Source organism: Paenibacillus sp. FSL R10-2748, from assembly GCF_038005565.1.
Taxonomy (GTDB): Bacteria; Bacillota; Bacilli; order Paenibacillales; family Paenibacillaceae; genus Paenibacillus; species Paenibacillus polymyxa_B.
The window spans coordinates 25412-50678 of sequence record NZ_JBBOTK010000013.1 but is presented as its reverse complement, the minus strand read 5'-3'; the positions used below and the strand labels follow the sequence as shown (position 1 = coordinate 50678).

General features: G+C 47.3%; 24 protein-coding genes. All 24 read left to right on the top strand.

The features are described 5' to 3' along the window. Window positions 1-70 precede the first annotated feature (70 nt). The 24 genes from nadB (at window position 71) to NSS66_RS25125 (ending at window position 25204) form a co-directional block, all read left to right on the top strand. Complete coding sequence (nadB, locus tag NSS66_RS25240; protein ID WP_340960049.1) at window positions 71-1684, top strand: L-aspartate oxidase; 1614 nt, start codon at window positions 71-73, stop codon at window positions 1682-1684. Beyond that, window positions 1674-2564 (top strand): carboxylating nicotinate-nucleotide diphosphorylase, encoded by an 891-nt coding sequence (nadC, locus tag NSS66_RS25235; RefSeq protein WP_075153518.1) that lies wholly within the window; start codon window positions 1674-1676, stop codon window positions 2562-2564. Before nadB ends, nadC begins: the two co-directional genes overlap by 11 nt. A gap of 6 nt (window positions 2565-2570) precedes the next feature. Then, window positions 2571-3338, top strand: coding sequence for a type III pantothenate kinase (locus NSS66_RS25230; RefSeq protein ID WP_023986451.1), 768 nt, complete (start codon window positions 2571-2573; stop codon window positions 3336-3338). 218 nt (window positions 3339-3556) lie between these two features. Next, window positions 3557-4441: an Hsp33 family molecular chaperone HslO gene (gene hslO, locus NSS66_RS25225; RefSeq protein WP_028542509.1), complete on the top strand. Its 885-nt coding sequence runs from the start codon at window positions 3557-3559 to the stop codon at window positions 4439-4441. Window positions 4442-4461: 20 nt separating this feature from the next. Further along, complete coding sequence (locus NSS66_RS25220) at window positions 4462-5406, top strand: peptidyl-prolyl cis-trans isomerase (protein WP_340960048.1); 945 nt, start codon at window positions 4462-4464, stop codon at window positions 5404-5406. A 239-nt stretch (window positions 5407-5645) separates the two neighbouring features. Beyond that, window positions 5646-6584: a cysteine synthase A gene (gene cysK / locus NSS66_RS25215; RefSeq protein WP_028542507.1), complete on the top strand. Its 939-nt coding sequence runs from the start codon at window positions 5646-5648 to the stop codon at window positions 6582-6584. A 126-nt stretch (window positions 6585-6710) separates the two neighbouring features. After that, window positions 6711-8333 carry an anthranilate synthase component I family protein gene (locus NSS66_RS25210; RefSeq protein ID WP_340960047.1) on the top strand — a complete coding sequence of 541 codons (1623 nt, stop codon included), beginning with the start codon at window positions 6711-6713 and terminating at the stop codon, window positions 8331-8333. A gap of 5 nt (window positions 8334-8338) precedes the next feature. Next, window positions 8339-8914 carry an aminodeoxychorismate/anthranilate synthase component II gene (gene pabA / locus NSS66_RS25205; protein WP_013308153.1) on the top strand — a complete coding sequence of 192 codons (576 nt, stop codon included), beginning with the start codon at window positions 8339-8341 and terminating at the stop codon, window positions 8912-8914. 3 nt (window positions 8915-8917) lie between these two features. Beyond that, on the top strand, window positions 8918-9814 hold the full coding sequence (locus NSS66_RS25200; RefSeq protein WP_338533050.1) for an aminotransferase class IV: 897 nt from the start codon (window positions 8918-8920) through the stop codon (window positions 9812-9814). After that, window positions 9811-10677 carry a dihydropteroate synthase gene (folP, locus tag NSS66_RS25195; RefSeq protein ID WP_023986456.1) on the top strand — a complete coding sequence of 289 codons (867 nt, stop codon included), beginning with the start codon at window positions 9811-9813 and terminating at the stop codon, window positions 10675-10677. Before NSS66_RS25200 ends, folP begins: the two co-directional genes overlap by 4 nt. A gap of 457 nt (window positions 10678-11134) precedes the next feature. Then, window positions 11135-11497: a dihydroneopterin aldolase gene (gene folB / locus NSS66_RS25190; RefSeq protein WP_023986457.1), complete on the top strand. Its 363-nt coding sequence runs from the start codon at window positions 11135-11137 to the stop codon at window positions 11495-11497. A 9-nt stretch (window positions 11498-11506) separates the two neighbouring features. Next, window positions 11507-12055, top strand: coding sequence for a 2-amino-4-hydroxy-6-hydroxymethyldihydropteridine diphosphokinase (gene folK / locus NSS66_RS25185; RefSeq protein WP_023986458.1), 549 nt, complete (start codon window positions 11507-11509; stop codon window positions 12053-12055). Then, the gene (locus NSS66_RS25180) at window positions 12007-12207 is read left to right on the top strand and encodes a helix-turn-helix domain-containing protein (protein ID WP_175405216.1); all 201 of its coding nucleotides are present in this window, start codon (window positions 12007-12009) and stop codon (window positions 12205-12207) included. Before folK ends, NSS66_RS25180 begins: the two co-directional genes overlap by 49 nt. Window positions 12208-12252: 45 nt before the next feature. Further along, window positions 12253-13281 (top strand): tRNA dihydrouridine synthase DusB, encoded by a 1029-nt coding sequence (gene dusB, locus NSS66_RS25175; RefSeq protein WP_023986459.1) that lies wholly within the window; start codon window positions 12253-12255, stop codon window positions 13279-13281. Between the two features lie 214 nt (window positions 13282-13495). Next, window positions 13496-13972 (top strand): transcription elongation factor GreA, encoded by a 477-nt coding sequence (gene greA, locus NSS66_RS25170; protein WP_013308160.1) that lies wholly within the window; start codon window positions 13496-13498, stop codon window positions 13970-13972. Window positions 13973-14082: 110 nt separating this feature from the next. Next, window positions 14083-15603 (top strand): lysine--tRNA ligase, encoded by a 1521-nt coding sequence (gene lysS / locus NSS66_RS25165; protein ID WP_339201225.1) that lies wholly within the window; start codon window positions 14083-14085, stop codon window positions 15601-15603. Between the two features lie 90 nt (window positions 15604-15693). Beyond that, window positions 15694-17031 carry a TrkH family potassium uptake protein gene (locus NSS66_RS25160; protein WP_340960046.1) on the top strand — a complete coding sequence of 446 codons (1338 nt, stop codon included), beginning with the start codon at window positions 15694-15696 and terminating at the stop codon, window positions 17029-17031. 293 nt (window positions 17032-17324) lie between these two features. Then, a complete protein-coding gene (locus NSS66_RS25155; RefSeq protein ID WP_165179770.1) occupies window positions 17325-17858 on the top strand; it encodes a hypothetical protein in 534 nt (177 codons plus the stop codon). 460 nt (window positions 17859-18318) lie between these two features. Beyond that, entirely contained in the window at window positions 18319-19089 is a 771-nt protein-coding gene (gene fabI, locus NSS66_RS25150; RefSeq protein ID WP_340960045.1) for an enoyl-ACP reductase FabI, read from the top strand. A gap of 12 nt (window positions 19090-19101) precedes the next feature. Continuing rightward, window positions 19102-20562: a class I adenylate-forming enzyme family protein gene (locus tag NSS66_RS25145; protein WP_165179772.1), complete on the top strand. Its 1461-nt coding sequence runs from the start codon at window positions 19102-19104 to the stop codon at window positions 20560-20562. A 44-nt stretch (window positions 20563-20606) separates the two neighbouring features. Then, window positions 20607-21830 carry an aldehyde dehydrogenase family protein gene (locus NSS66_RS25140; RefSeq protein WP_028542503.1) on the top strand — a complete coding sequence of 408 codons (1224 nt, stop codon included), beginning with the start codon at window positions 20607-20609 and terminating at the stop codon, window positions 21828-21830. After that, complete coding sequence (locus NSS66_RS25135; RefSeq protein ID WP_053324334.1) at window positions 21827-23527, top strand: thiamine pyrophosphate-binding protein; 1701 nt, start codon at window positions 21827-21829, stop codon at window positions 23525-23527. The genes NSS66_RS25140 and NSS66_RS25135 overlap by 4 nt, the downstream gene beginning before the upstream one ends. A gap of 23 nt (window positions 23528-23550) precedes the next feature. Continuing rightward, entirely contained in the window at window positions 23551-24792 is a 1242-nt protein-coding gene (fabF, locus tag NSS66_RS25130) for a beta-ketoacyl-ACP synthase II (RefSeq protein ID WP_068938691.1), read from the top strand. A gap of 4 nt (window positions 24793-24796) precedes the next feature. Next, complete coding sequence (locus NSS66_RS25125) at window positions 24797-25204, top strand: 3-hydroxyacyl-ACP dehydratase FabZ family protein (protein ID WP_025721676.1); 408 nt, start codon at window positions 24797-24799, stop codon at window positions 25202-25204. Window positions 25205-25267 lie beyond the last annotated feature (63 nt).

The window sequence follows — 25267 nt, the reverse complement described above, 5'->3', positions numbered from 1 at the left end:
GAACATATACGTGAGCGCATACTGTAGAACCTATGGTGTGCGCTATTCTTCTGTGAAATCAGGTGAAGGCATGATTCCAAGGTATCTAGTTGATTTTGATGTAGCGGAATTGACCCGATTGGAGGCCGACGTGTTAATTATCGGCTCGGGCATTGCGGGCTTATATACGGCGATTAAGGCTGCGGAGAATCGGAAAGTGTTGCTGATTACCAAGAAGACTTTGATGGAAAGCAACACGCGTTATGCTCAAGGCGGCATCGCTGCTGTCACATCGGACGAGGATACACCAGCTTATCATATGGAAGATACCCTGATTGCTGGTGCAGGTCTGTGTGAATCTGAGGCGGTCAGTACGCTTGTCCATGAAGGTCCAGTTGGCATTCAGGAGTTAATACGTTTGGGAACGGCTTTTGATCGTGTGGATGGTGAACTAGCGTTGACACGGGAAGGAGCGCATAGTCATCGGCGTATTTTGCATGCAAATGGAGATGCTACGGGTTATGAAATTGTTCGTGCGTTGTCAAAGCAGGTTGCTGCCCATCCCGGTATCGAAGTGTGGGAAGTGTGCATGGTAATTGATCTGCTGACGGAGCATGGTGAGTGTATTGGGGCCCTCGTCCAAAAGCCAGGTGGGGAAAGGTCGTATATAACCGCTAATGCAACGATTTTGTGCTCAGGAGGTAGCGGGCAATTATACCGATATACGACCAATCCGGATATTGCAACCGGGGATGGTATCGCTATGGCATATCGTGCTGGGGCGATTGTACGGGATATGGAATTCATACAGTTTCATCCTACGGCGTTGTGCCATCCGGGCGCTCCAAGGTTTCTAATTTCCGAAGCCGTACGGGGAGAAGGAGCCGTGTTACGCAATATTCACGGAGAACGCTTTATGGACAAGTATGATTCCCGGCAGGAGCTTGCACCCAGAGACATCGTAGCTCGTGCTATCATTCATGAGATGGAACGCACCCAAGCTGCGTTTGTATACCTGGATATTACACACGAGCCGCCAGAGCGGGTGAAGCAACGTTTTCCAACAATTTATCGGACATGTCTGTCATTTGGTTTGGATATGACGACAGACTGGATCCCCATTGCGCCTGCTGCCCATTATATGATGGGTGGTGTCCAGACCAATTTACACGGGGAAAGCTCCATTGCGCGTTTGTTCGCCTGCGGGGAGACCTCTTCTACAGGAGTTCACGGAGCTAATCGTCTGGCGAGCAATTCGTTATCTGAAGCTATTGTATTTGCCAGCAGGATTATTGAGCGACTGCATTCATTGCCACCGCTGGTCGGCCATACATTGATATCTTATAGCGATAACCGTACAGAGTTCCCGGCTTCATCCGTCACGGAGCAGCGGCATAAGCTGCAAGAAGCAATGGTTCGTTATGCTGGAGTTCGTCGGCACGGCGAGGGGCTGCAAGCAGCATTAGACGAGCTGCAAGGGCAAATGCCTATTTTTGAGGCTGTGATCGCTAGCCAGGAAGAGATCGAATTTGCCAATTTGCTCACCTGTGCTTTATTAGTAACAGATGGTGCGCTGCTGCGTGAGGAGAGCCGGGGAGCGCATTATCGCGAGGATTTTCCTGAGACAGATGATAGCGTCTGGCGAAAGCATGTTCAGCAGAGACGTGAGCAAGGGATAACGGAGGAGTACGTTCATGACATCTAACAGCGAGCTTTATGGAGAGTTTAGTGGATATCAGGAAGAACTGACAGCACAAATTCGCAGCTGGCTGCGAGAAGATACGGGCTCTGGCGATGTGACCACGCGCTGGACGATTGAGCAGGGCCACCAATCCAAGGCTGTCATTCATGCCAAGGAGAGCGGCGTGGTTGCCGGTTTACCCGTGGCTGCCCTTGTATTTCAGGTAGTGGACCCTTCCTTGTCGTTCACTCCGCTGGTGACGGACGGACAGTGGATTGAAAAGGGAAGCGTTTTGGCGGAAGTGAATGGAAGTACTCATGCAATTCTGACCGGAGAACGACTGGCGTTAAATTTGCTCCAACGGATGTCTGGCATTGCCACGCGGACTCGGGCTTTTATAGATCAATTGCATGGTTTGTCCACTCGCTTGGTGGATACACGTAAAACAACACCGGGACATCGGTTGCTGGAGAAGTATGCTGTGCGTGTAGGCGGTGGCTCGAATCATCGCTTTGGCCTGTACGATGCTGTTATGATTAAGGATAATCATATTAAGGGTGCAGGTGGGATTGAACAGGCTGTAAGTCGAGCGCGCGCTAATATACCGCATACGATGACGATTGAAGTAGAGACGGAAAACATGAAACAAGTTCAGGAAGCCCTGGAAGCTGGGGCGGATATCATTATGCTGGATAACATGTCTGCCCCAGATATGAAGGAAGCCGTTCGGTTCATTCGGGAACGGGCACCACATGTCAAAACAGAAGCCTCGGGCAATGTATCGCTGGATACAGTGCGTGAGATGGCTGAGAGTGGCGTAGATGTGATCTCTGTAGGCAGGCTGACATACTCTTTTCATAACCTGGATATCAGCCTTGACCTTAACGCAAAGAAAGATAGGTGACACCCATTGATTCTTGTAGTGGATGTAGGTAATACCAATATTGTTCTGGGGATATACGAAGGGCGGGAGCTGTTACACCATTACCGGATCAGTACCTCCAGACAGGCAACCGCAGATGAATACGGCGTACTCATACATAATCTTTTTAGTATGGGTGGCGTATTAAAGGATGACATCCAGGGAGTTATTATTTCCTCTGTCGTTCCGCCGTTGGTCCGTGTATTAGAAGAAATGTGCGATAAATACATAGGCAAAACGCCGTTAATCGTCGGACCGGGAATCAAGACTGGTCTTAACCTGCGTTATGAGAATCCGCGTGAAGTAGGTGCGGATCGGATCGTGAACGCTGTTGCGGCTGTCGAACGGTTCGGCGGGCCGCTGGTTGTGGTGGATTTTGGGACAGCGACGACGTTTGATTGTATTGACGATAAGGGAAACTACTTGGGCGGTGTCATTGTGCCGGGTATCGGGATTTCGACGGAGGCATTGTATCAACGGGCTTCCAAGCTACCCCGCATCGAGTTGGAGAAACCCAAAAAGGTTATTGGTCGTAATACGGTTCATGCCATGCAAGCTGGGATTATCTTCGGTTATGCTGGGCAAGTGGATGGCATTGTGCGGCGCATTAAGGAAGAAATGCAGGCGGAGCCTACAGTTATTGCTACCGGAGGTCTTGCAGAGCTAATCGCATCAGAGGCGGAGAGCATTCAAAAAGTGTTGCCGATGTTGACGCTCGAAGGATTGCGCATCATTTACCAACGTAACGCCGAATAAAAAAGTGGGTATAAGCTGCCGCTGAGTCCAACCGAATGATTTTATCGGTTTGGATTAGCGGCGTTTTTCGTCTATACTGAAATATGTTACGTTTTTGAACAATTCGCGTGATCTGTCGATGCAGGTTGTTTATATAATAGGAAATTATGCTTCAATGATGAGCAATACTAACGAAAATAAGCAGCATAGCTGTCCTGGTGAATAGGGAGGATATCAATATGGAAAATAAGCAGGATCGACTTATTCGTGGCACAGCCATGGATGGGAGGGTTAGAGCTTTTGCTGTTCGGACAACTCAATTGGTAGAGGAATTGCGGAGAAGACACGATACGTATCCAACGGCTACCGCTGCTTTGGGGCGAACCCTCACAGCAGGTGCTATTATGGGTTCTATGCTAAAAGGAAAAGAGCGATTGACCATTCAAGTTAAAGGTGATGGACCGATTGGGCAAATCGTCGTTGATGCCAATGCTGTAGGGGAAGTGCGAGGTTATGTTACTGAACCGCATGTGCATTTGCCAAGCAATAGTATGGGCAAACTGGATGTAGCGGGTGCCGTAGGTACAGAGGGGTTCATTCATATCATCAAGGATTTGGGGTTAAAAGAACCGTATCGCGGCAGTACTCCGATTATTTCCGGTGAACTGGGTGAGGATTTTACCTATTATTTTGCCAAATCGGAACAGACCCCGTCAGCGGTGGGCTTGGGTGTGCTGGTAGATACGGATAACACGGTTATTGTGGCCGGTGGATTTATTATTCAGTTGCTTCCAGGCTTGAATGATGATGAGATTACTGCGATCGAAAATGCAGTCAGCTCCATTCCACCCGTTACTGCTTTGCTGGATCAAGGGTTGGAACTTGATGAAATGCTGCGCTGGATGCTGCCGGACGTTCGGATTCTCGATGAATTGGATATCCATTTTCAATGTGAGTGTTCACGTGAGCGCGTGGAAAAAACATTGATCAGTTTGGGAGAAAGCGAATTAGAGCAGTTAATTGAGGAAGAAGGACAGGCTGAGGTCGTATGTCACTTTTGTAATGAGGCTTATCAGTTTAATAAGGATGAATTGCAAAATCTGTTAGATCAAGCCAAATCCTAACCGGATGGGCGGTGCAAGCGATGATTACACGGGAAAAAGGATTATGGACAGCTGTCATTATTCTGACCGTTAGCGTCGCCGCCTTGGGTGGTCTTATCATGCTTCGGGGGCTGTCAAAGCCGGGTGATGTAAGCAAGGATGACGGCGATCATACTGTGGCGGAGATGGGTCAGGAAGGCATATCGGAGGAACAGTGGGTAGCGGAACTGAAAAAGCGATATGGAACCAATACGCTGTTGCAAATGTTGAATCGTAAAGCCGTGCAGGCTGAAACCAAGCGTCTCGGTATCAAGATCACCCAAGAGGATTTACAGCAGGTGCTGGAGCAGGATAGTAAAGGGTATGACTCAGATCAAGCCTACTTTGATGAAATGCAGCGACAGTTTGGCTTAGATCCGGTTGACTTGCGGAATGAAGCGGAATACCGGATTGGTTTGGAGAAAATAGCCACGCAGGGTATTCAAGTTCAGGAAGCTGAGATTGACGAGTATTGGGAACAGCACCCTGAGGAATTTGCCGTCGGTAAGCAGATCCAATTGGCAGCTCTTTATGTGGATAATGCGGAGGAAGCAGAAGCGTTGCTAGATCGGGTCAAGCAGGGGGAGAGCTTCGATGTGCTGATTCAAGAGTATTCAGGTAAGCCTTTTGGCAAGGATAGCAGCGGGTATTTGGGATGGGTGGATGAATATGATCCATTGCAACCGGAGGCGATCATGAAGGCGGCGAGAGAGCTAAGCTCCGGGGATGTTGCAGGTCCGATCTCTGTTAACGATGGCTATGCTGTCATTTATGTACAGGATGTCCGGTTGAAGAATTCTCCGGATAAGCAGCAGATCCGGCAGCAAATTCGCCGATCTCTTGCGCTTGCACAGGCCGCTCCTTTGGAAGAGGTCGAGAAGAGTCTACGTGATAAATATGGAGCGCGTATTTTATCTGGAAAAGATGCATCCTCCGCTGCTCTGTAACGTAGTGAAAGAATATTGGTTTGAAGGAAGCACGATGCTGATAACGCGTGTTGACAGCATCGCGGCTTACTCACTCGTATTGACATTGGAATTGAAGATTGTTATGATTAGCGTATAAAACCCACTATTTTTATCGGAAATTAAATGAACGGTACAGAATTAAAGTGATTGACTAAGAATGATCTACAAAATGATTTCGCAATTTTTAATACATCATCTACAGTCAGGGAGGAATTATCATGGCTAAAGTTGTTAATAACATCACCGAACTTATCGGGGAAACTCCCCTCGTTCGGCTCAACCGGATCGTACCGGAAGATAGCGCCGAAATTTATTTGAAACTGGAATATCAGAACCCAGGCTCCAGTGTAAAAGATCGTATTGCGATTAGCATGGTAGAAGAAGCTGAACGTGAAGGTCTGCTTAAGCCAGGCGGTACGATTATTGAAGCAACTAGCGGTAACACAGGAATCGGCTTGGCTATGGTTGCTGCTGCGAAGGGCTATAAGGCAGTAATCGTTATGCCAGAAACGATGAGCATAGAGCGTCGTAATTTGTTGCGTGCTTATGGAGCCGAACTTGTGCTAACACCAGGATCAGAAGGCATGAACGGGTCCGTTAAGAAAATGGAAGAATTGCTGAGTGAAAATCCAGAATATTTTGCTGCTGAGCAGTTCAAGAACAAAGCTAATATCAAAATTCACCGTGAAACGACCGGTCCTGAGATTGTGGAAGCCATTCGTTCCATTGGCGGAACTCTGGACGCTTTTATAGCTGGAATAGGTACTGGCGGAACCATTTCTGGTGCCGGAGAAGTGCTTAAGAAAGAATTCCCTGATATTAAAGTTGTGGCTGTAGAGCCTGCCTCTTCCCCACTGTTAGCAGGCGGTAAGCCAGGACCCCACAAAATTCAAGGACTTGGTGCCAACTTTATTCCTGAAATTTTAAACCGCGATATCTATGATGAAATTATTCATGTAGAAAACGATGAAGCTTTCGAGGTAGCACGTAGAGTGGCCAAGGAAGAGGGCATTTTGTCCGGTATTTCATCTGGCGCGGCTGTTCATGCGGCTTTGAAACTTGCTAAGCAATTGGGCAAGGGTAAACGGATCGTTGTCATTGTTCCAAGTAATGGAGAACGTTACCTGAGCACACCACTATACAATTTCGAGCTGTAATTATGTCGTAATTGTGTATACTATACGTAAGGATTCCCTCATTTCCCTGTTGCAGGGGGGTGGGGGTTTCTTTTTAAGGAGAGAATATAGACTTATTGAAAAGTAGGGAAGGGGAAGCACACACGGATGAAATCGACAGCTAGAGTGACGGAGACGCAGTGGCAGGTTTGGCAGGAGGAAGGCTGGAGCATACTTCCCTATATTGCTGAGTACCCATTACCCGTGGGGGGGCTACCGTCATCGTGGCGGAAGGCTTGGGAGGATTCGTCTCCATATGCCTTTTTGCTGGAGAGCGCTAAAGGTGGGAGGTACACCTATCTGGCCTTAAATCCGGTTGCTATATTGGAGGGCAAGGGAGAACATGCAGTTTGGACTGATTTGCAAAGCGGGAAACATGGAGATATGCATGGTCAACCTTTGAAAGTCATGAGCAACTGGATCGCTCCTTACCGTGCGCCGCGTGTACCTGGCATGCCTTTTTTCTCTGGAGGATTTGCGGGTTATCTTGGCTACGATGTAGCTCGCTCGTTGGAGCGTTTGCCATCTCAAGCTGCAGACGATACAGACATACCTGATTATGTATGGATGAGGGTGGATGAGCTATGGATTTACGATCACGAAAAATCCTCCATATATTGTGCTGTTCATATGCCCGCTCCTGCGCATTCCGATAAAGTCAGCAGTGATACCGATTTGACCAATCGCGTTATGCTGGATGGGCCGAATCCTATACTTTGCGAGCATTACGCGGAAGCTGCCCAACGTGCAGAACGTATGCTGACTCAGTGGAATAACATCATAAATGCAGGAGAGATTGATCCTGCGTACCCTCGTCGTTGTGCTAGGCTCGCCGAAGAAGGGTTAGAGGCTGCTCATCTTGAATCTGAAGGCTGGACAGCGGCATTCAACCAACAAGATTTTGAACAAGCCGTGAAACGTGTGCAGGAATACATTGCCCAAGGGGATGTATTCCAGGTCAACTTATCGATTCGTCAGCAACGTGCGCTTACAGCCCTCCCTGAAAATATATATGAATGGCTTCGTCTGCTGAATCCTTCCCCTTATATGGGTATGCTGCGTATGCCAGATTTACGGATCGTTAGTGGCTCGCCGGAATTGTTGGTGAAGCTGGAGGATGGACGTGTGAGCGCCAGACCAATTGCAGGTACGAGAAGAAGAGGGCTAACACCGGATGAAGATGCCGCTATGGCAGCAGAGCTTCTATCAAGCGAAAAAGAACGCGCCGAGCATATTATGCTCGTCGATCTGGAGCGTAACGATATCGGACGGATTGCCGAATACGGATCGGTGCATGTGCCTGAACTGCTGACGGTCGAATACTATTCGCACGTTATGCACCTGGTTTCTCAGGTTGAAGGAAAATTAGCCTCGGGTCGTACAGCTATAGATGTAATTGCTGCTACCTTTCCAGGCGGAACCATTACCGGGGCACCCAAGGTGCGCACCATGGAAATTATTGAAGAATTAGAGCCCGTTCGTCGGGGGCCTTATACAGGGTCCCTTGGATGGATTGACTATAACGGCAATATGGAATTAAATATTATAATAAGAACACTAGCTGTTAAAGGCAGCACTGCCTATTTACAGACAGGTGCGGGGATCGTCATTGATTCAGACCCGTACAGGGAATATCGGGAATGTCGGAACAAGGCTAGAGCTGTCATGAAGGCGGTACAATGTGGTGAAGAAGAAGCCGCTTTGAGCAGAAGCGGTATCACAGGAGGGTGAGTCGTATGATTTTGGTGATTGATAATTATGATTCGTTTACGTACAATCTTGTTCAATATTTAGGTGAACTTGGCGAAGAAGTAACCGTAAAACGGAACGATGAGATTGATGTGAAAGGCATAGAAGAGCTGGCACCAGAGCATATTTTGATCTCGCCGGGTCCATGCACGCCGAATGAGGCAGGGATATCACTGGATGTGATCAGCCATTTTAAAGGTCGCATTCCGATTTTTGGCGTTTGCCTCGGCCACCAGGCCATCGGACAGGCTTTTGGCGGTAAGGTTATCCGGGCTGAACGACTCATGCACGGTAAAACATCACCGATTCTTCATCACAATACGTCAGTATTTGAAGGCTTGCCTTCTCCGTTCACAGCAACCCGGTATCACTCATTGCTGGTGGAGCGCGAGAGTCTGCCTGAGTGTCTAGAGATTACCGCGGAAACCGCAGAAGGTGAAATTATGGGTTTGCGGCATAAAGAATTTGCCGTAGAAGGAGTTCAGTTCCATCCAGAATCCATTATTACGGATTATGGGCATCAACTGTTACGCAATTTCCTAAAACGCAAGGTAGGCGTCTGATTCATGAAATATATCGGAGTCAACGGCGTCCTCACGGAAGCCGCAAAAGCCGTGATTCACGTAAGTGATCACGGCTTTTTATACGGAATGGGCTTGTTTGAAACATTCCGCACCTACAAGGGTGTCCCATTCTTGCTGGATCGGCATCTACATCGACTGCAGGAAGGTTGCCGAATGCTCGGCATTCCTTTTCAACCGGATGAGGAGCAACTTACGAGACACATCCAACATCTGATGGTGGCGAATGGACTGGATGAAGCCTATATCCGTTACACCGTATCAGCTGGCGAAGAGGTGCTAGGATTGCCGACAGGGGACTATACGCGTCCTAATTATATTCTGTTCGCTAAACCGTTGCCCTCTACCAATACACAAACCGGGCAATCCACTTCCCCATCGGCGCTTCAGTTGTTGCGAACTCCCAGAAATACTCCAGAGGGTGAGGTTCGCTTAAAGTCGCTCCATTATATGAATAATATTCTTGCAAAGCGGGAACTTCAGCAGTATGCCGAGGCTGTCCGTTATAAGGCTGAAGGAATGATGCTTACGGCGGATGGTTTTCTGGCAGAAGGAATGGTCAGCAATCTGTTCTTTGTGCGGAACAATACGTTGTATACCCCTGACTTGTCTACAGGGATTCTGCCAGGCATTACGCGTGAATTCATTTTAGAGCTGGCGGATCTGCGAGACATTCCTTGTGAGCAAGGCCTGTACCGCTGGGACGAGCTGAAACAGGCTGATGAAATTTTTATGACCAACTCTATACAAGAAATACGGCCCGTGGATTTGTTGTTGGAGCCGGGAGGAGCAACGAACCATTTATCGGTTCCCTTGACGCAGCCCAGGTCCATAACAGCTTTGCTGTTGCACGATTATAGACAGAAAGCAGGGATCAAGTGAACATACCGACCCTTTATCAACGTAGTTACCGAATGGGGGATGCCGAGCTTACGCTCGGACATTCCACACAGATCATGGGTATACTGAATGTGACCCCGGATTCATTTTCCGATGGAGGATTACATTATAGTCCCGAGATTGCTGTTTTACATGCATTGAAGCTGGTGGAAGATGGAGCGGATATCATTGACATTGGTGGGGAGTCTACTCGCCCGGGTCATGATCCAGTAGGTGTGGAAGAGGAGCTGGCTCGGGTCATTCCGGTCGTTCAGGCCATCCATCGTATCGCACCGCACATTCCGTTATCTGTAGATACTTACAAAGCCGAGGTAGCCAGGCAGGCACTTGAGGCTGGCGCACATATCATTAATGATGTGTGGGGGTTTAAGGCAGACCCCGATATGGCACGTGTAGCTTCGGAATTCGATTGCCCGGTCATTTTGATGCATAATCGTCATGACCGTAACTATAGTGATTTAGTTTCTGATATGCTGTCCGATTTAAAAGAAAGTATCCGATTAGCGCTGGATGCGGGGGTACGTGAGGAACAGATCATTTTAGACCCAGGTATCGGTTTTGCCAAGGATTACGATGAAAATATTCATGCCATGACTTCTCTCGATACATTGAGTCAGCTGGGCTTTCCGCTGTTATTGGCTACGTCGCGCAAAAGGTTTATTCGTACAGCACTGGATTTGCCTGTGAATGATGTGGTGGAGGGCACGGCGGCTACCGTTGCCTTTGGCATTGCTCAAGGGTGCCAGATTGTGCGTGTACACGATGTGGCGCAAATCAAGCGCACCGTACGTATGTGTGATGCGATGGTGTACGGGTCTAAAAATGCACTGAGTTATGGTGGTTAGAAGACGCTTCATGAATGATTTGATCCTGCGATCGCTGTTGCAACGGGATTCTTTTGAATTGGTAAACATATGACTGTTAGAATCCCGTTGCAAAGGCGAGCGCTTCGCTTCTCCGGATTCAAATCCTTCATTCCGCTACAACGCGCCATAAAGTCACTGTATTTTTAGGGAGTTATTTATTGTGTAAGGTGAACAGAAGAATAGATCAAGTAGAACGAGAACGGAGTAGGCGGAATGGTGCTGTACAAGCAAAGCGGTCGCTTTAAAAGCTTTCCGTAGGAAAGCTCGCTTCGGAAGCATCACTTCCCCGAATTTCTACTTTTATTATAGGTTTTATTCAAGAAATCTGGGGCAGTGGCGATGGGGAGCACCATCCGACTGCGCAGTGGCACGATACGAAACTTTTAAGTTGAGCTTATTGAGAAAATCTAATAAAAAACAGGGGGGGATACCCACGATGGATAAAATGGTTTTGCATCGTATGGAGTATTACGGATATCATGGCGTTTTTCCAGAGGAGCGCAAGCTGGGACAACGTTTCTATATTGATTTGGAACTGGAGCTTGATCTGCGTGAAGCGGGTGAGCAGGATGCTTTGGACAAAACGGTTAATTACGCCGAGGTGCATTACACCGTTAAAGATATTGTAGAAAAGGAATCTTACCAATTGATTGAAGCTTTGGGCGAACGTATTGCATCTTCCCTACTGGACACTTATACTAGTGTCAATGCACTGACTGTCAAAGTCACAAAGCCGCATCCGCCGTTTGATATTCATTTTCAAGGCGTGACGGTTGAGCTTTATCGCGCAAGAAAGTAGGAACGATACATGAATGCACATTCGACCTCTGAGGCATCAGAGGCTTATATTGCTTTAGGGGCTAATTTGGGGGAGCGCGAGCATACCCTGTATGAAGCCATTACGGCGCTGGACGAACATCCGGGTATACGGGTGCTTCGGTGCTCCAGCCTGTACGAAACAGAGCCTGTTGGGTATCTGGATCAACCTTCTTTTTTGAACATGACGGTAGCCGTATCTACAACACTTGCTCCAGAGGAGCTTCTGGTATATATGCTGGAGGTGGAGAGTCGTCTGGGGAGAGTAAGACACATTCCTAATGGGCCACGAACCATTGATCTGGATTTGTTATGGATGGAAGCGGCGCAACTGGCTACACCGGATTTGGAGCTTCCTCACCCTCGTATGTTGGAGCGTGCTTTTGTGCTGGTTCCTTTGGCTGATATCGTTCCGAACCAAGATCCGTCCGGTCTGTACAGTATCGTGCATACTGCATTGAATTCTGTGGATGGAAAGGACGGCATACAGCTTTGGAAAACATGCAGCTGGCGCAACGACTCCGCGCCTTTCGGAAGCTAAAAGGGTTCACACAGCAGGAGTTGGCAGAACGTACTGGTATATCTTTGACTGTATTAGGTGCTGTGGAGCGAGGCAATCGTAGAGTAGACCCAGACATGCTGAACATCATCGCCCAAACGCTAGAAATTGAAGTCCGGGAACTGACGGAATGACGATAAGTATACGATATAAAAGAAGGAATAAAGGGGTGAACAGATATGTTGAAAATCGGCGATATTGAAATGAAAAACCAAGTCGTCTTGGCACCCATGGCAGGCGTGTGCAATCCTGCTTTTCGCTTGATCGCCAAGGAGTTCGGTACAGGCTTGGTATGTGCAGAGATGGTTAGTGATAAGGCCATCATTCACGGCAACAAGCGTACACGTGAGATGCTGTTTGTAGATGAGCGCGAGAAGCCGCTTAGCTTGCAAATTTTTGGAGGCGACCGCGAATCTTTGGTGGAAGCAGCGAAGGTGGTAGATCAGGAAACGAATGCAGATATTATTGATATCAATATGGGCTGCCCGGTTCCCAAAGTGACCAAATGTGATGCAGGTGCTCGTTGGCTGCTCGATCCAAACAAGATTTATGAAATGGTATCGGCGGTAGTGGAATCGGTAAGCAAGCCGGTTACCGTGAAAATGCGTATTGGTTGGGATAGCGAGCATATTTATGCCGTAGAGAACGCTCGCGCTGTTGAACGTGCCGGAGGTCAGGCCGTTAGCGTACATGGCCGTACACGGGAGCAACTGTATACGGGACATGCGAATTGGGATATTATAAAAGAAGTTAAAGAAGCAGTTTCCATTCCTGTAATTGGAAACGGTGATGTGGCATCACCGGAAGATGCCCGCCGCATGCTGGATCTGACCAATTGTGATGGCGTTATGATCGGACGCGGTGCTCTGGGGAATCCGTGGATGCTCTACCGTACGATTGAGTACTTGCAATCAGGTGAGCTGTTGCCCGATCCTTCACCGGAAGAAAAAATCCGCATTGCCATTCTGCATATGGATCGTCTGGTTGCATTGAAGGGTGAAGCGGTAGCTGTCCGTGAAATGCGCAAGCATCTGGCTTGGTACCTCAAGGGGTTTAAAGGTTCTGCACGTATTAAGGATGTCATTATGGAAGAAACAAAGCGCGACGATATGGTACGTATTTTGGATCAATTTGTATCTCAATTGCACATGGTAGAAAACGATGAGCCTTCTACAAGTGCTGCTTCTCCTGCTGCTGTTGCGCAATAAGGAAGCTGTTCCGGCCTGCGCACGCGATTGACTTTTCCAATTGCTTGCCCTATAATCGTTCAGTATAAAATCTTGATGTATGCTACAAATTGTGTGCAGCTCTCAAGACAACAGCAGGAAATGTTCTCATTCCCTCAGAGTGGCATATTATGTTTTGAAAGCGTGCATTCCGATGCACTTTTAAACTTTTCCCATGACAGGAGAATCGGTTAAGATGAGCGATAAAGAAGTCATTCTGACACAGGAAGGTCTTAGAAAGCTCGAAGATGAGCTTGAGAACTTAAAGTCTGTCAAACGCCGCGAAGTGGCTGAACGGATTAAGGTAGCCATCGGATACGGAGATATTAGTGAAAACTCCGAATATGAGGATGCGAAGAATGAGCAGGCCTTTATTGAAGGCCGTGTAATTACGTTGGAAAAGATGCTACGCAATGCCCGCATTATCAATAGTGATGAAATTGACACCGATGTTGTGGGAGTAGGTGCAACTGTGACCGTTGAAGATTTGGAATTCGGAGATATTACAGAGTATGCTATCGTAGGTTCCGCCGAATCCGACCCGCTACAGAATAAGATTTCGAATGAAAGTCCGGTTGGCAAGGCAATTCTCGGTAAGAAAAAGGGAACTGTTGTGGATGTCACCGTTCCAGCAGGCGTTATTCAATATAAAATCGTGGATATCAAGAAATAAGACGCGGACTTTGGAATTTAATGTAAAAGCTTCCTTGTGGAAGCTTTTTTTCTCTACACCCGGACGGACCCCGGCCCGTCTATTCATATTGAAGGAGCTGATTTAGCACCATGTCGGATGAAACTACTAACCAGGAAACACAAGAAAATCGCGAGGAATTAAGTGAACTATTACAAATTCGTCGTGCCAAATTGGACGAGCTTCGCGCATTGGGCATTGATCCTTTTGGACGCAAATACATACGCACGGCTGAAGCGGGCGTACTACTGAACAAGTATGACAGTTTGACTAAGGAAGAACTGGAAGAAAAGAATATTGAAGTTAGCATAGCAGGCCGTATTATGGCTAAACGTGTTATGGGAAAAGCCAGCTTTGCTCATATACAGGATCTTAGCGGACGTATTCAAATTTATGTTCGTCAAGACACGGTACCTGAATCCAAATATAAAGCATTTGGTATTTTGGATCTGGGTGATATTGTTGGTGTTAAGGGTGTGCTCTTCAAGACCAAAACGGGCGAAACGACAATCAAAGTGCTGGATATTGAGGTCTTGTCCAAATCCTTGTATCCATTACCAGAGAAATATCATGGCCTGAAGGATGTTGAATTGCGTTACCGTCAGCGGTATGTCGATTTGGTTATGAACCCTGAAGTACAAAAAACGTTCATTACACGGTCCCGTATTATTCAATCCATGCGTCGTTATCTCGATTCGCTCGGCTATTTGGAAGTTGAAACCCCAACATTACATTCCATTGCTGGCGGGGCGGCGGCGAAGCCATTTGTTACGCACCATAATGCATTGGACATGCAGCTTTATATGCGTATTGCTATTGAACTCCATTTGAAACGACTAATTGTCGGCGGAATGGAGAAAGTATATGAGATCGGTCGTGTTTACCGTAATGAAGGTATTTCGACCCGCCATAACCCTGAGTTTACGATGATTGAGCTGTATGAAGCGTATGCTGATTATAAAGATATCATGCAATTGACGGAAAACATGGTTGCACATATTGCGCAGGAAGTACTGGGCACACAGCATATTCAATATCAAGGCCAGGAAGTGGATCTGACGCCGCAATGGCGCAGAGTCTCCATGGTTGATGCTGTTAAAGAAGTAACAGGCGTAGACTTTAGCGTGCAGATGAGTAATGAAGAAGCTCATCGCCTTGCGAAAGAGCATAAAGTTTCGGTTGAACCGCATATGACATTTGGCCATATCCTGAATGCATTCTTTGAGCAGTTCGTAGAGGAAACGCTTATTCAACCGACCTTTATTACTGGACATCCGGTTGAAATTTCGCCGTTGGCCAAGAAAAACGAACAAGATCCGCGGTTTACGGATCGCTTCGAGCTGTTCGTGGTTGCTCGTGAGCATGCGAATGCGTTCACTGAGCTGAATGATCCAATCGACCAGCGCCAACGTTTTGAAGCACAATTGCTGGAACGTGAGCACGGTAACGACGAGGCGCATGAAATGGATGATGACTTTATCCGCGCCTTGGAATACGGGATGCCACCAACAGGTGGACTGGGCATCGGCATCGATCGTTTGGTTATGTTGCTGACAGATGCGCCTTCCATTCGCGATGTGCTGCTTTTCCCGCATATGCGTAACCAACAGTAGAATAACATAACATTATGAATATAGAGGATCAGCCGGGCTTCCCGTGTCTTGTTCCTCTTTTTCATAAGAACGGATGGAGAGAATACTCTAATGAAACGCAGCGTCAAGCTTAGTCGGTTCGCATCGCCTCCTTTTATATTGGTCATCGGATATTTATTGATTATTGCATTGGGTACTTTGCTACTGATGCTTCCTGTTGCCAATCATAGTGGTCATGCTCCGCATTGGATTGATTCGCTTTTTACGTCCGTCTCAGCCGCTTGCGTCACAGGACTGGTCGTTGTTGACGTCGATTCAACGTATACGATGTTTGGCGAAACCGTCATTTTGGTGCTGATGCAGCTAGGCGGGCTGGGGTTTATGACCTTAGCGACCTTGTTTGCGCTGTTGTTGGGGCGGCGATTATCGTTAAAGGATCGGTTGCTGCTTAAGGAGGCTATTAATGCCGATAGCATGGAAGGGATCGTGCGTATTATTCGCAAGGTGCTGATCTTTTCTTTTACCATTGAGGCGATAGCTGCCGTCGTCTTAGCTTTGCGGTGGATGCGAGAGATGCCTGTCGGACAAGCGATATATTATGGAATATTCCATTCCGTATCCCTCTTTAATAACGGGGGATTCGATCTGTTCGGGACTAGCTTCCAACAGTACGCTGGAGATTTTGTTTTCAATATGATTGCATCTGTGCTCGTTATATCAGGAGGCTTGGGTTTCCTTGTACTTAGCGATCTGTTCGATTTTCGCCGTACCCGGAGACTGTCTCTACACTCCAAAATGGTGCTTAGCGTGTCGGGAGTGCTCATTGTGGTTGGTGCGCTGGTTTTATTTGTTTTTGAGTTTACCAATGCACGAACCTTGGGTGCGCTGAACTGGGAAGGCAAAGTATATGGAGCTGTCTTTCAATCGGTCTCCACGAGATCATCAGGTACGAGCACAGTCGATATCAGCGGGTTAAGGCAGGCAAGTCAGTTTTTTATTATGTTGCTGATGATTATCGGTGCTTCTCCGGGCTCCACGGGAGGAGGAATTAAAACGACTACGTTTCTGCTTATGGTAGGTGCGCTAATCGCCGTCATGCGAGGACAGAAGGAAATTGTGTTTTTCCGTCATAGGGTCCCCAAAGATATCATGATGCGGGCGCTGACCATTATTGTACTGGCCCTATTTATATTCTCGATTATGGTTATACTGCTCTTAATGACAGAGGATGCGCCATTTCTCTCCCTTGCATTTGAGGCAGCTTCCGCAATCGGAACGGTAGGGTTGTCTGTAGGAGTGACGCCAGGATTGTCTGACGCAGGCAAGCTGATTATTTGTGTGACTATGTTTATTGGTCGGATTGGTCCTCTTACGATTGCCTATGCCATTCGTCCACGCTCGACCAAGACATTGTACCGTCGTCCCGAAGGGCATATTGTAATTGGATAGTGTATCTGTAGAAAAGATGTACCCGTGCTGATTAGCATAGGTACATCTTTTTTCATTTCAGATCATCATAATTCTTTATGGGTAGCATATCATGTAAAATGCCCATTTTGAGAACAAAACGAAATGTTCTGAACAGATACTGTTTTTCGCAGAAAAAAACGGCTATTTGTTTCCTTTTATGTAATTATAGACAAAATACTAGGAATATTATGTATAATATTGTATGATAGTGGGCATGAAAGGGGGATAGTTTTGGTAAATACCAATTTCTAATTTGAAAGGAATCATCTATTATGTATTTATTTATTATTAGTGCTGAAGTTTTATTTTGGGTTTTTGTTGTTGCAGGCTTGATCGCAAGGTATATGTTTGGCTTGAAGAAGTTAGGCGGTCTTCTTTTACTATTTACCCCCATTATTGATATCCTGTTACTGATTGCGGTGTTCATCACGGTGAAAAGTGGCATGGAGATTACGACTGCTACTGGCTTGGCGGCCTGTTATTTTGGTATTACAGTAGCATTTGGTCATAGGTTAATTAAGTGGGCGGATGTACGGTTCTCCCATTGGTTTGGTAAGGGACCCAAGCCTGAACGCAAGTATGGTGCTGCTCATGCAAAAGAGGAAAGGATAGGTTGGTTGCTTCACCTTTTGGGTTGGGCTATAGGTAATGCTTTGTTGCTCGCCATCATTGTGTATGTTGATGATCCTCAGCGTACGATGTCTTTGGAGGGCATTATGCAAACATGGGCAATCGTTCTGGCAATCGACTTTGTTGTCTCCTTTAGCTATACTTTAGCTCCCAAAAAACAAAAGCGTAGTCTATAAAGGTTAAGGCTTACACTTAGATGATATCTGGCTGGTCACTCAGGATGTTCAAATCGGAAGAGTCATTGTTGGTGAAAATGAAGTGGTTACTTCCGGTAGGTGGGTGATTCTGTCATCGGAATGTAAATATTTACAAAAATATGCGGATTTTATGTTTAACTCGCTTTGACAGTCACCTTGTTTTTGCCTCGCTACCTTTTTTCACATACATGTATTCCTTTCGATTTGAACACAGACCAACAGAAGCAACACAACTATTTCTTGTGAGATGACAGACAGCATACAAGATGTGTTCCACCAATTTTAAAATAAATTTTGTGATTTGCCTAAAACGTCGCCTATCCAAGTTTGGCAATTAACGCGATAATATTCCAGGAAAGATTACATATGTCTATAAATGTAGACATACGCAGTTAAGTTGTTATTTTGTTTAAAAATGTAAAAAAGAAAGGTGGTTTCTGTGGCAGTACTACTGAGCGGTAAGAACATTTTGATTATGGGCGTGGCTAATAACAGGAGTATTGCCTGGGGGACAGCTCAATCTTTAGCTGCTGAAGGAGCACAGCTCATTTTTACTTACGAAAATGAGAGGGTTGCAGAGCGGGTACTAAAGCTCGTTGAAACCATTCCAGGAGCACTGGTCTGTCCTTGTAATGTTCAAAGCAATGAAGAGCTTGATGCATTGGCGGATTTTCTAAAAGAAAAAGTAGGCGTATTACATGGTTATTTTCACAGTGTCGCCTATGCTAAGGCTGAGGATTTGGATGGCTTGTTCGTTGACACTTCTCGTGAGGGATTCGCCGTTGCACAAGAAATCAGTGCCTATTCTCTGGCTGCTGTCTCCCGTCGAGTATACCCACTGATGACAGAGGGTGGAAGTATCGTCACCATGACGTATATTGGCGCAGAACGAGCGATCAAAAATTACAACGTTATGGGTGTGGCGAAGGCTTCACTGGAAGCCAGCGTGCGCTATCTGTCGAATGATCTGGGCACATATGGCATTCGCGTAAATGCGATTTCCGCTGGTCCGATACGGACCTTGGCTGCCTATGGCATTAAAGATTTTAACACAATGCTCAAACATATTGAAGAAACTACGCCCCTACGCAAGACGGTTGATACGTCGGAAGTCGGAGATACGGCGTTATTCCTATTTTCCCATTTATCGAGAGGCATTACGGGTGAAGTTATCCATGTAGATGCTGGATACCATATTACGGGGATGTAAGGAGGGAACGTTGTGCTTATTACGCATACGGATTGCCGTATTATCTCACCTGAAGGAATTATGACTAGGGAGCGTCTGGAGCGAGACGTTACGATCTTCTCCCGGATGTTGACGCTCAGAGGAATTCCCGAAGACGGTAGAGTGATTCTGAAAGCGGCCAATTCCTATTGGTTTGTTGTGTCTCTGTTCTCCCTGTGCAATATTGCTGTTTCGGTGACTGTGGTGGACGAGCAGACTGTGCTCGATGAGGTGGCCCAAATCTATGATGAAGCGGGTGCCTGTTGCATCCTTACGGATTCCGATTTAGAACTTCCTCATGCTCTCGTTATTCTGATTCAAGATCTGATTCAAGAAGAAGCAGTACACCCGGATTGGGTGGGAGAGCCAAAGCTTGAAGCCCTCGACTTTAGCAAGTGGTGCGAGAGGTCAGATGCGCTCATTCTGTATTCTTCAGGTACGACGGGCAAACCCAAGGGAATCGTGAAAGCTGGTTCAGCTTTTATGGAGAATATCAGGCATTCCATACACGCCATGAACTACCTACCGTCTGACCATATGCTCCCCGTTGTGCCTTTTTCTCATTTTTATGGAATCTCACTTATCTTCTCCTGGTGGTTAACTTCATGTTCTCTCATCATCTGCAATCCAAAAAACCTCTGGAGCGTCATTGCAAGTATTACGAAAGACCGGGCGACGGTCGTAGACGCTAACCCCTCTGCTTTTTACACCTTGTTGCGTATGCTAAACCGAAAACCCGAACAACTGGAAATGGTCAAGGAAGCTCCGGTGCGCATGTGGTGCGTAGGCGGTTCCCCACTTACCCAGGACCTTGAAGAGAAATTTAACAACATATTTGGACAGCCCCTGCTGAATGGTTACGGCCTTTCTGAACTGGGCAACGTTACGCTGGGGACGCTAGAGTGTCCGAAGGGTTGTGGCCTACCATTACCTGGTGTGGATCTGAAAATACTAGATTCTACAGGCAACCAGCAGGCGGACGGTATCGTAGGCGAAGTGTGGATACGCAGTGCTGGATGCATGGAAGGTTATCTAAATCGTCCAGACCTGACGCAATCCGTTCTACAGGACGGCTGGTTCAAGACGGGGGACCTGGGCTATCTGGATGACGGAATGCTGTATGTCATTGGTCGCAGCGGTAAGACGGTCAACCGGATGGGCTACATGGTATCTCCGGTCTATATTGAGGACCGAATTGGTTCGCTAGGCTACCGATCCTGCGTGATTACCTTGGAGGATGAGGCTAAAGGGACATTGCTTGTCGCATTCATCGAAAGTGATTCCTCACAGGTCGTGCCTGTGCTCCGCAAAGAGATGAGTCAGGTACTCCCTTCATACATGTTTCCCGATCTTTTGCTTCCGCTCGATCATTTTCCTTTAAATCGCAATGGAAAAGTAGATCGTCTGGAGATGGAGCGTGTTGCTCTAGAGAAAGCTGCTTCTCGCAAAGCATAACAAGATATATACCAAAACTGCATACAGGAAAGGGAGAATGTGCCATGAGTATAAATCCAGAACTGGCAGAAAACACACTGTTTCTGAAAAGGCATGAATCTATTCTGAAATGCCTCAATTATTTGATTGAAAATCGGCAGGAAGTGATGGATATTCTCACGCAATTTTCATCCTATCGGGCCGCCAATGCAGAAATTGACTCCACGATCCTCACACTTCAAGGTGCTCTGCAAGAAGTGCAGACCTATCAGCCAAGCTGGCAACGATCTATGGCTGTATTCATGCCTTCCAACGTCATTTTGTACTCCTATGCATTATACCTCTTGATTCCGTCCCTGTACGTTGAAAATATAGACTTTCGCCCTTCTTCTCACGTAAACGAGTACGTCAACATGCTGCATGAAAAGCTTCAGGCTGTACACGGATTACCCATCTATATTCGTAAGGTCAGTCAAAGGGTTTTTATGGAAAATTCGGTTATGCCAGCTGATATTGTGGTGTTCACCGGGAGCTATGTCAATGCGGAGAAGATCAAAAAACAAATCCGAAAAGACCAACTCTACATCTTCTATGGACAAGGGATCAATCCTTTCGTCATCGGACCCGATGCTGATCTGGAACTGGCGGTTACCGATGTAATCCGAATGAGACTGTTCAACTCAGGACAGGACTGCCTGGGACCCGACATCATTCTGGTACATCAAGATGTGACAGAGAGCTTCAAAAACCTGCTGATTATGCGGCTTGACCAACTTGTGTTTGGAGCCAACGATGATCCGAACGCAAACTATTCCCCTATTTTCTATAAAGATGCGCTGAACTCAGTTTCTGAATATTTTAATACGAACGATAAGTTTATTATCTACGGCGGTGGCATTGATTTCCGTACGAAAAAGATGGAGCCAACGGTTGTATATAGCGAGCTAGATCAGGATTTGGAGATTATTGAGTATTTTTCACCGGTCTTCAACGTGGTTAGCTACCGAGACGACGAGCAGCTGATCAAGCGTATTTCCTCCAGTTATTTCAGTGAACGAGCAATGGGTTGCAGCTTATACGGGTCTAGTCACCTGGCGGACGTTCTGCGAAAGAAGCACACGCTGACCATTAATCAGACGCTTGAGGATGTGGATCAAGGCAATAAGCCTTTTGGTGGCTATGGCACGATGTCGAACTATATTTTTTACGATTTCAAGCTCATTTCGAAGCCGATCTTGATTTCAGAAATTGTCGCAGAATATTTGTCGGAAAAGAGGAGTTTGGTATGACTGCGAGCTTCTTTCCCTGGGATGCCATCATTGGCTACTTAAAATCGGCTGGGGTTCAGCATCTCTTTGGATTACCAAGTGATGATCTCAAAATCGTATCGTCACTCCCCTCATCCGGTATGGATTTTATTCTGTGCAAAGATCAACGTAATGCTGTGTTTATGGCAGCAGGTTATGCGCTCACCACCAACCAGATGTCCGTATGCGTTGTGGGGAAAGGCCCTGCGCTCAGTAATACACTTACAGGGCTACTGGAGGCCAAGAACCTGGGCGCTCCGCTCCTGCTTTTGGCGCTTGGCACTGGCGGAGACAAGCTGGGTACCCGATCCTTTCAGGAAGCCGATCAAATCTCACTCGTGAAGCCGCTCGTAAAATGGGCTTATCGTGTCGAGCATGTGGATCGGCTTGTATGGGCGATGGAGCGGGCTGCCTTTTTGGCTATCAATGGAGCACCGGGTCCCGTCTATATCGAACTCCCTGAAAACCTGATGGACCAGCCTGTGCCAACAGGGCTTCAGTTTACCCCACCAGAAAAGCTGTCGTGCTCTCCGTCTCGTCGGGAGTTGGATGCATCGTGGGAAATTATTGAGAACGCCCGCAGACCACTCATTCTAGTCGGAGGCGGCATGAAGTCAGGTACAGGTGATGTGATTGAGCGGTTCGCTAACCAACATGGAGCGGCCTTGTTCGCAACCGCCTCGGGACGGGGTGTAGTTGATGAAGACCACGAACTCTTCTGTGGTGTTGCGGGACTCTATACAGATCTCAGTCTAAGACAAATCTGGAAGGAATCTGATGTGGTGATCACACTGGGCAGTCGATTGGAAGAAACGGCTACCTTCGAGTGGGATATTTTGCTACAGGATACACCTTTGATTCAGGTCAATGTAAATCTGGAGGATTTTGCACACGAATACAAGGGTATCAAGGTGCTCGGTGATGGATATGCAGCGGTGGAGCAGTGGCTTGAACGGCGCGGGCAGGAGCCTGATGGAGTGTGGCTTGAAACGATTGGGAGTTGTAAACAGGAGGCTTTTTCTCACAGGGCTATTTATCTGGAAGAGCTGAAAAAGACCCCTGGAATCCACGTTCCTGAGCTGTTGGACATGATTCAGACGGAGTTCCCTGAAAATCTGGTGCTTCTTCAAGAGAATGGATTGCAGGATATGTGGTCCTATTTTTATCCATATTTTCGCTTTGCCCACGGTTCTCTTTCGATTGTTCCTAGTGATCAAACGAGTCTTGGATTCGGTGCGGCGGCTGCTCTGGGAGCAAGCGTGGCGACACAACGTCCAGTAGTGGCACTTGTAGGTGACGGTGCGTTCAATCTCTTCTGTTCGGATTTTATGACGGCGGTGGAGTATCAAATACCGTTAATCTATATCGTACTCAATAATGGTGGCTATGGTTGGTTGCAGAATCAGATGAATTATAAACATCTCACAGGGCAGTCCCTCCCGTTTGTTTCTGAGGCGGCCAAGACAGGAATTCAAATTCCTCAGTATGAGTTTGTGGAAAGCCTTGCAATTCGGAGTAAGGGAGAGGCACGGGAACAGCTTCAGCTTGCTTGGCAAAAGTATCAGGAGAACAAGCTTGTGGTCGTCGAGGTATATGCTGATCTTGCGGATGTGCATGAAAAAATCAGTCATGTGTATGGCGACTTTCCTCTCTACGAGCAACAGGCTTCCAAGAATTAATTTCAACGAAGGACGTGGATACAGTGAGAAGACGTGTTGTAGTGACTGGACAGGGAGTCGTAACGCCGGTCGGGCTTAATCTTACGGATTTCTGGAATTCACTGTTGGAAGGAAAAAGCGGAATCGGACCTGTCACTGCTTTCGATACAGCGGACATTCCGACAAAGATCGGTGCACAGGTTACGGGCTTTGACCCATTGCAATATATGAGCAAGAAGGAAGCTAATAAAGTCGCACAGTTCACTCAGTTTGCTTTGGCGGCTGCCCGGCAGGCAGTGGAGCAATCAAAATTAGTGATTGATGAGCGGAATGCAAGTCGCGTGGGGGTTATTGTCGGCTCTGGAGCAGGCGGCCTCGACGTTATAGAGGAGAACTATGGGAAATTAACAAAGCTTGGTCCCAAAAGAGTTTCTCCTTATTTTGTTTCCTCGATGATGATTAATTCAGCACCTGGTGAAATCTCCATTGCTATTGGAGCCAAGGGGCCTTCTTTTGCTGTGGTTACGGCTTGTGCCACAGGAAGTAATGCCATTGGTGAGGCATTACGTACGATCCAGTACGGCACGGCTGATGTCGTGGTTGCTGGTGGAGCAGAAGCCAATTTTAGTCAGCTTGATCTAGCATCTTTTGCGAATATCCATGCTCTCTCCAGACGTAATGAAGAGCCGCAGAAGGCTAGTCGTCCGTTTGATGTGGATCGCGATGGATTCGTCATCGGTGGAGGAGCAGGAGTTTTGGTGCTGGAGGAGTTGGAGTATGCTTTGAACCGCGGAGCCACCATTCTGGCCGAAGTTGTGGGTTACGGATGCACAACTGATGCGTATCATATCACGGCTCCAGATCCCTCTGGCTCCGGCCCGGCAGAAGCGATCAACATCGCACTGCAGGATGGCGGCTTGACACCGCAGGAAATCGACTATGTCAATGCCCACGGTACGAGTACGCCATTTAATGACCGTATGGAGATTAACGCTATTCAAAAAGTATTCGGGGAGCATGCCCCCCAATTGGCGATATCGTCTATTAAATCCATGACTGGCCATTTAATGGGCGGTGCAGGGGCAGTCGAATTAATTGCGACTGTGCAGAGTATGATTCACAGCAAAGTACCACCGACACTCAATTGCGACAATCCTGAAGCTCCTGAATTGAATTTTGTGCCGCATGTATATCAGGAACGCGAGGTCCGCGCGGCGATTAGCAATTCATTTGGTTTCGGAGGGCACAACGTCTGCCTTGCTGTTCGCAAGTGGGAAGGGGAATAAGCCTGTGAGCGAAGAGCTGATCCATATCCCGGATGTGCTTCCGCACCGGTACCCATTTCTTCTGTTGGATGGCGTGACCGGGTACGAAACGTCGCAATGGGCGAAGGGATACAAGCTTGTCACCTGGAGTGAGTGGTTCATTACTGACACTAACCCATACATGCCTCCTATGTTGATTGTGGAGTCGCTTGCACAATTAGCGGCATTCGCTGCGATTGATAAAAAAGGAATTTCATACCTGACTAACCTCAATGGAATTCGATTCCACAGCTTGGCCAAGCCTGGGGACCGAATTGATCTTTATTTTGAAGTGATCAAGCGTCGGCGGGGCTATATTCTTGGAAGCGGTCGGGCTTCCGTAGGGGATCGATTGGTGGTTGAGGCGGAAGAAATTGTTTCACTGGATCAATGACAGGGTGGAAGCGCACGTTAAACTGTCCTTTTGTCCTCCTGACTGCCAGGTGCAGCGGGAGGA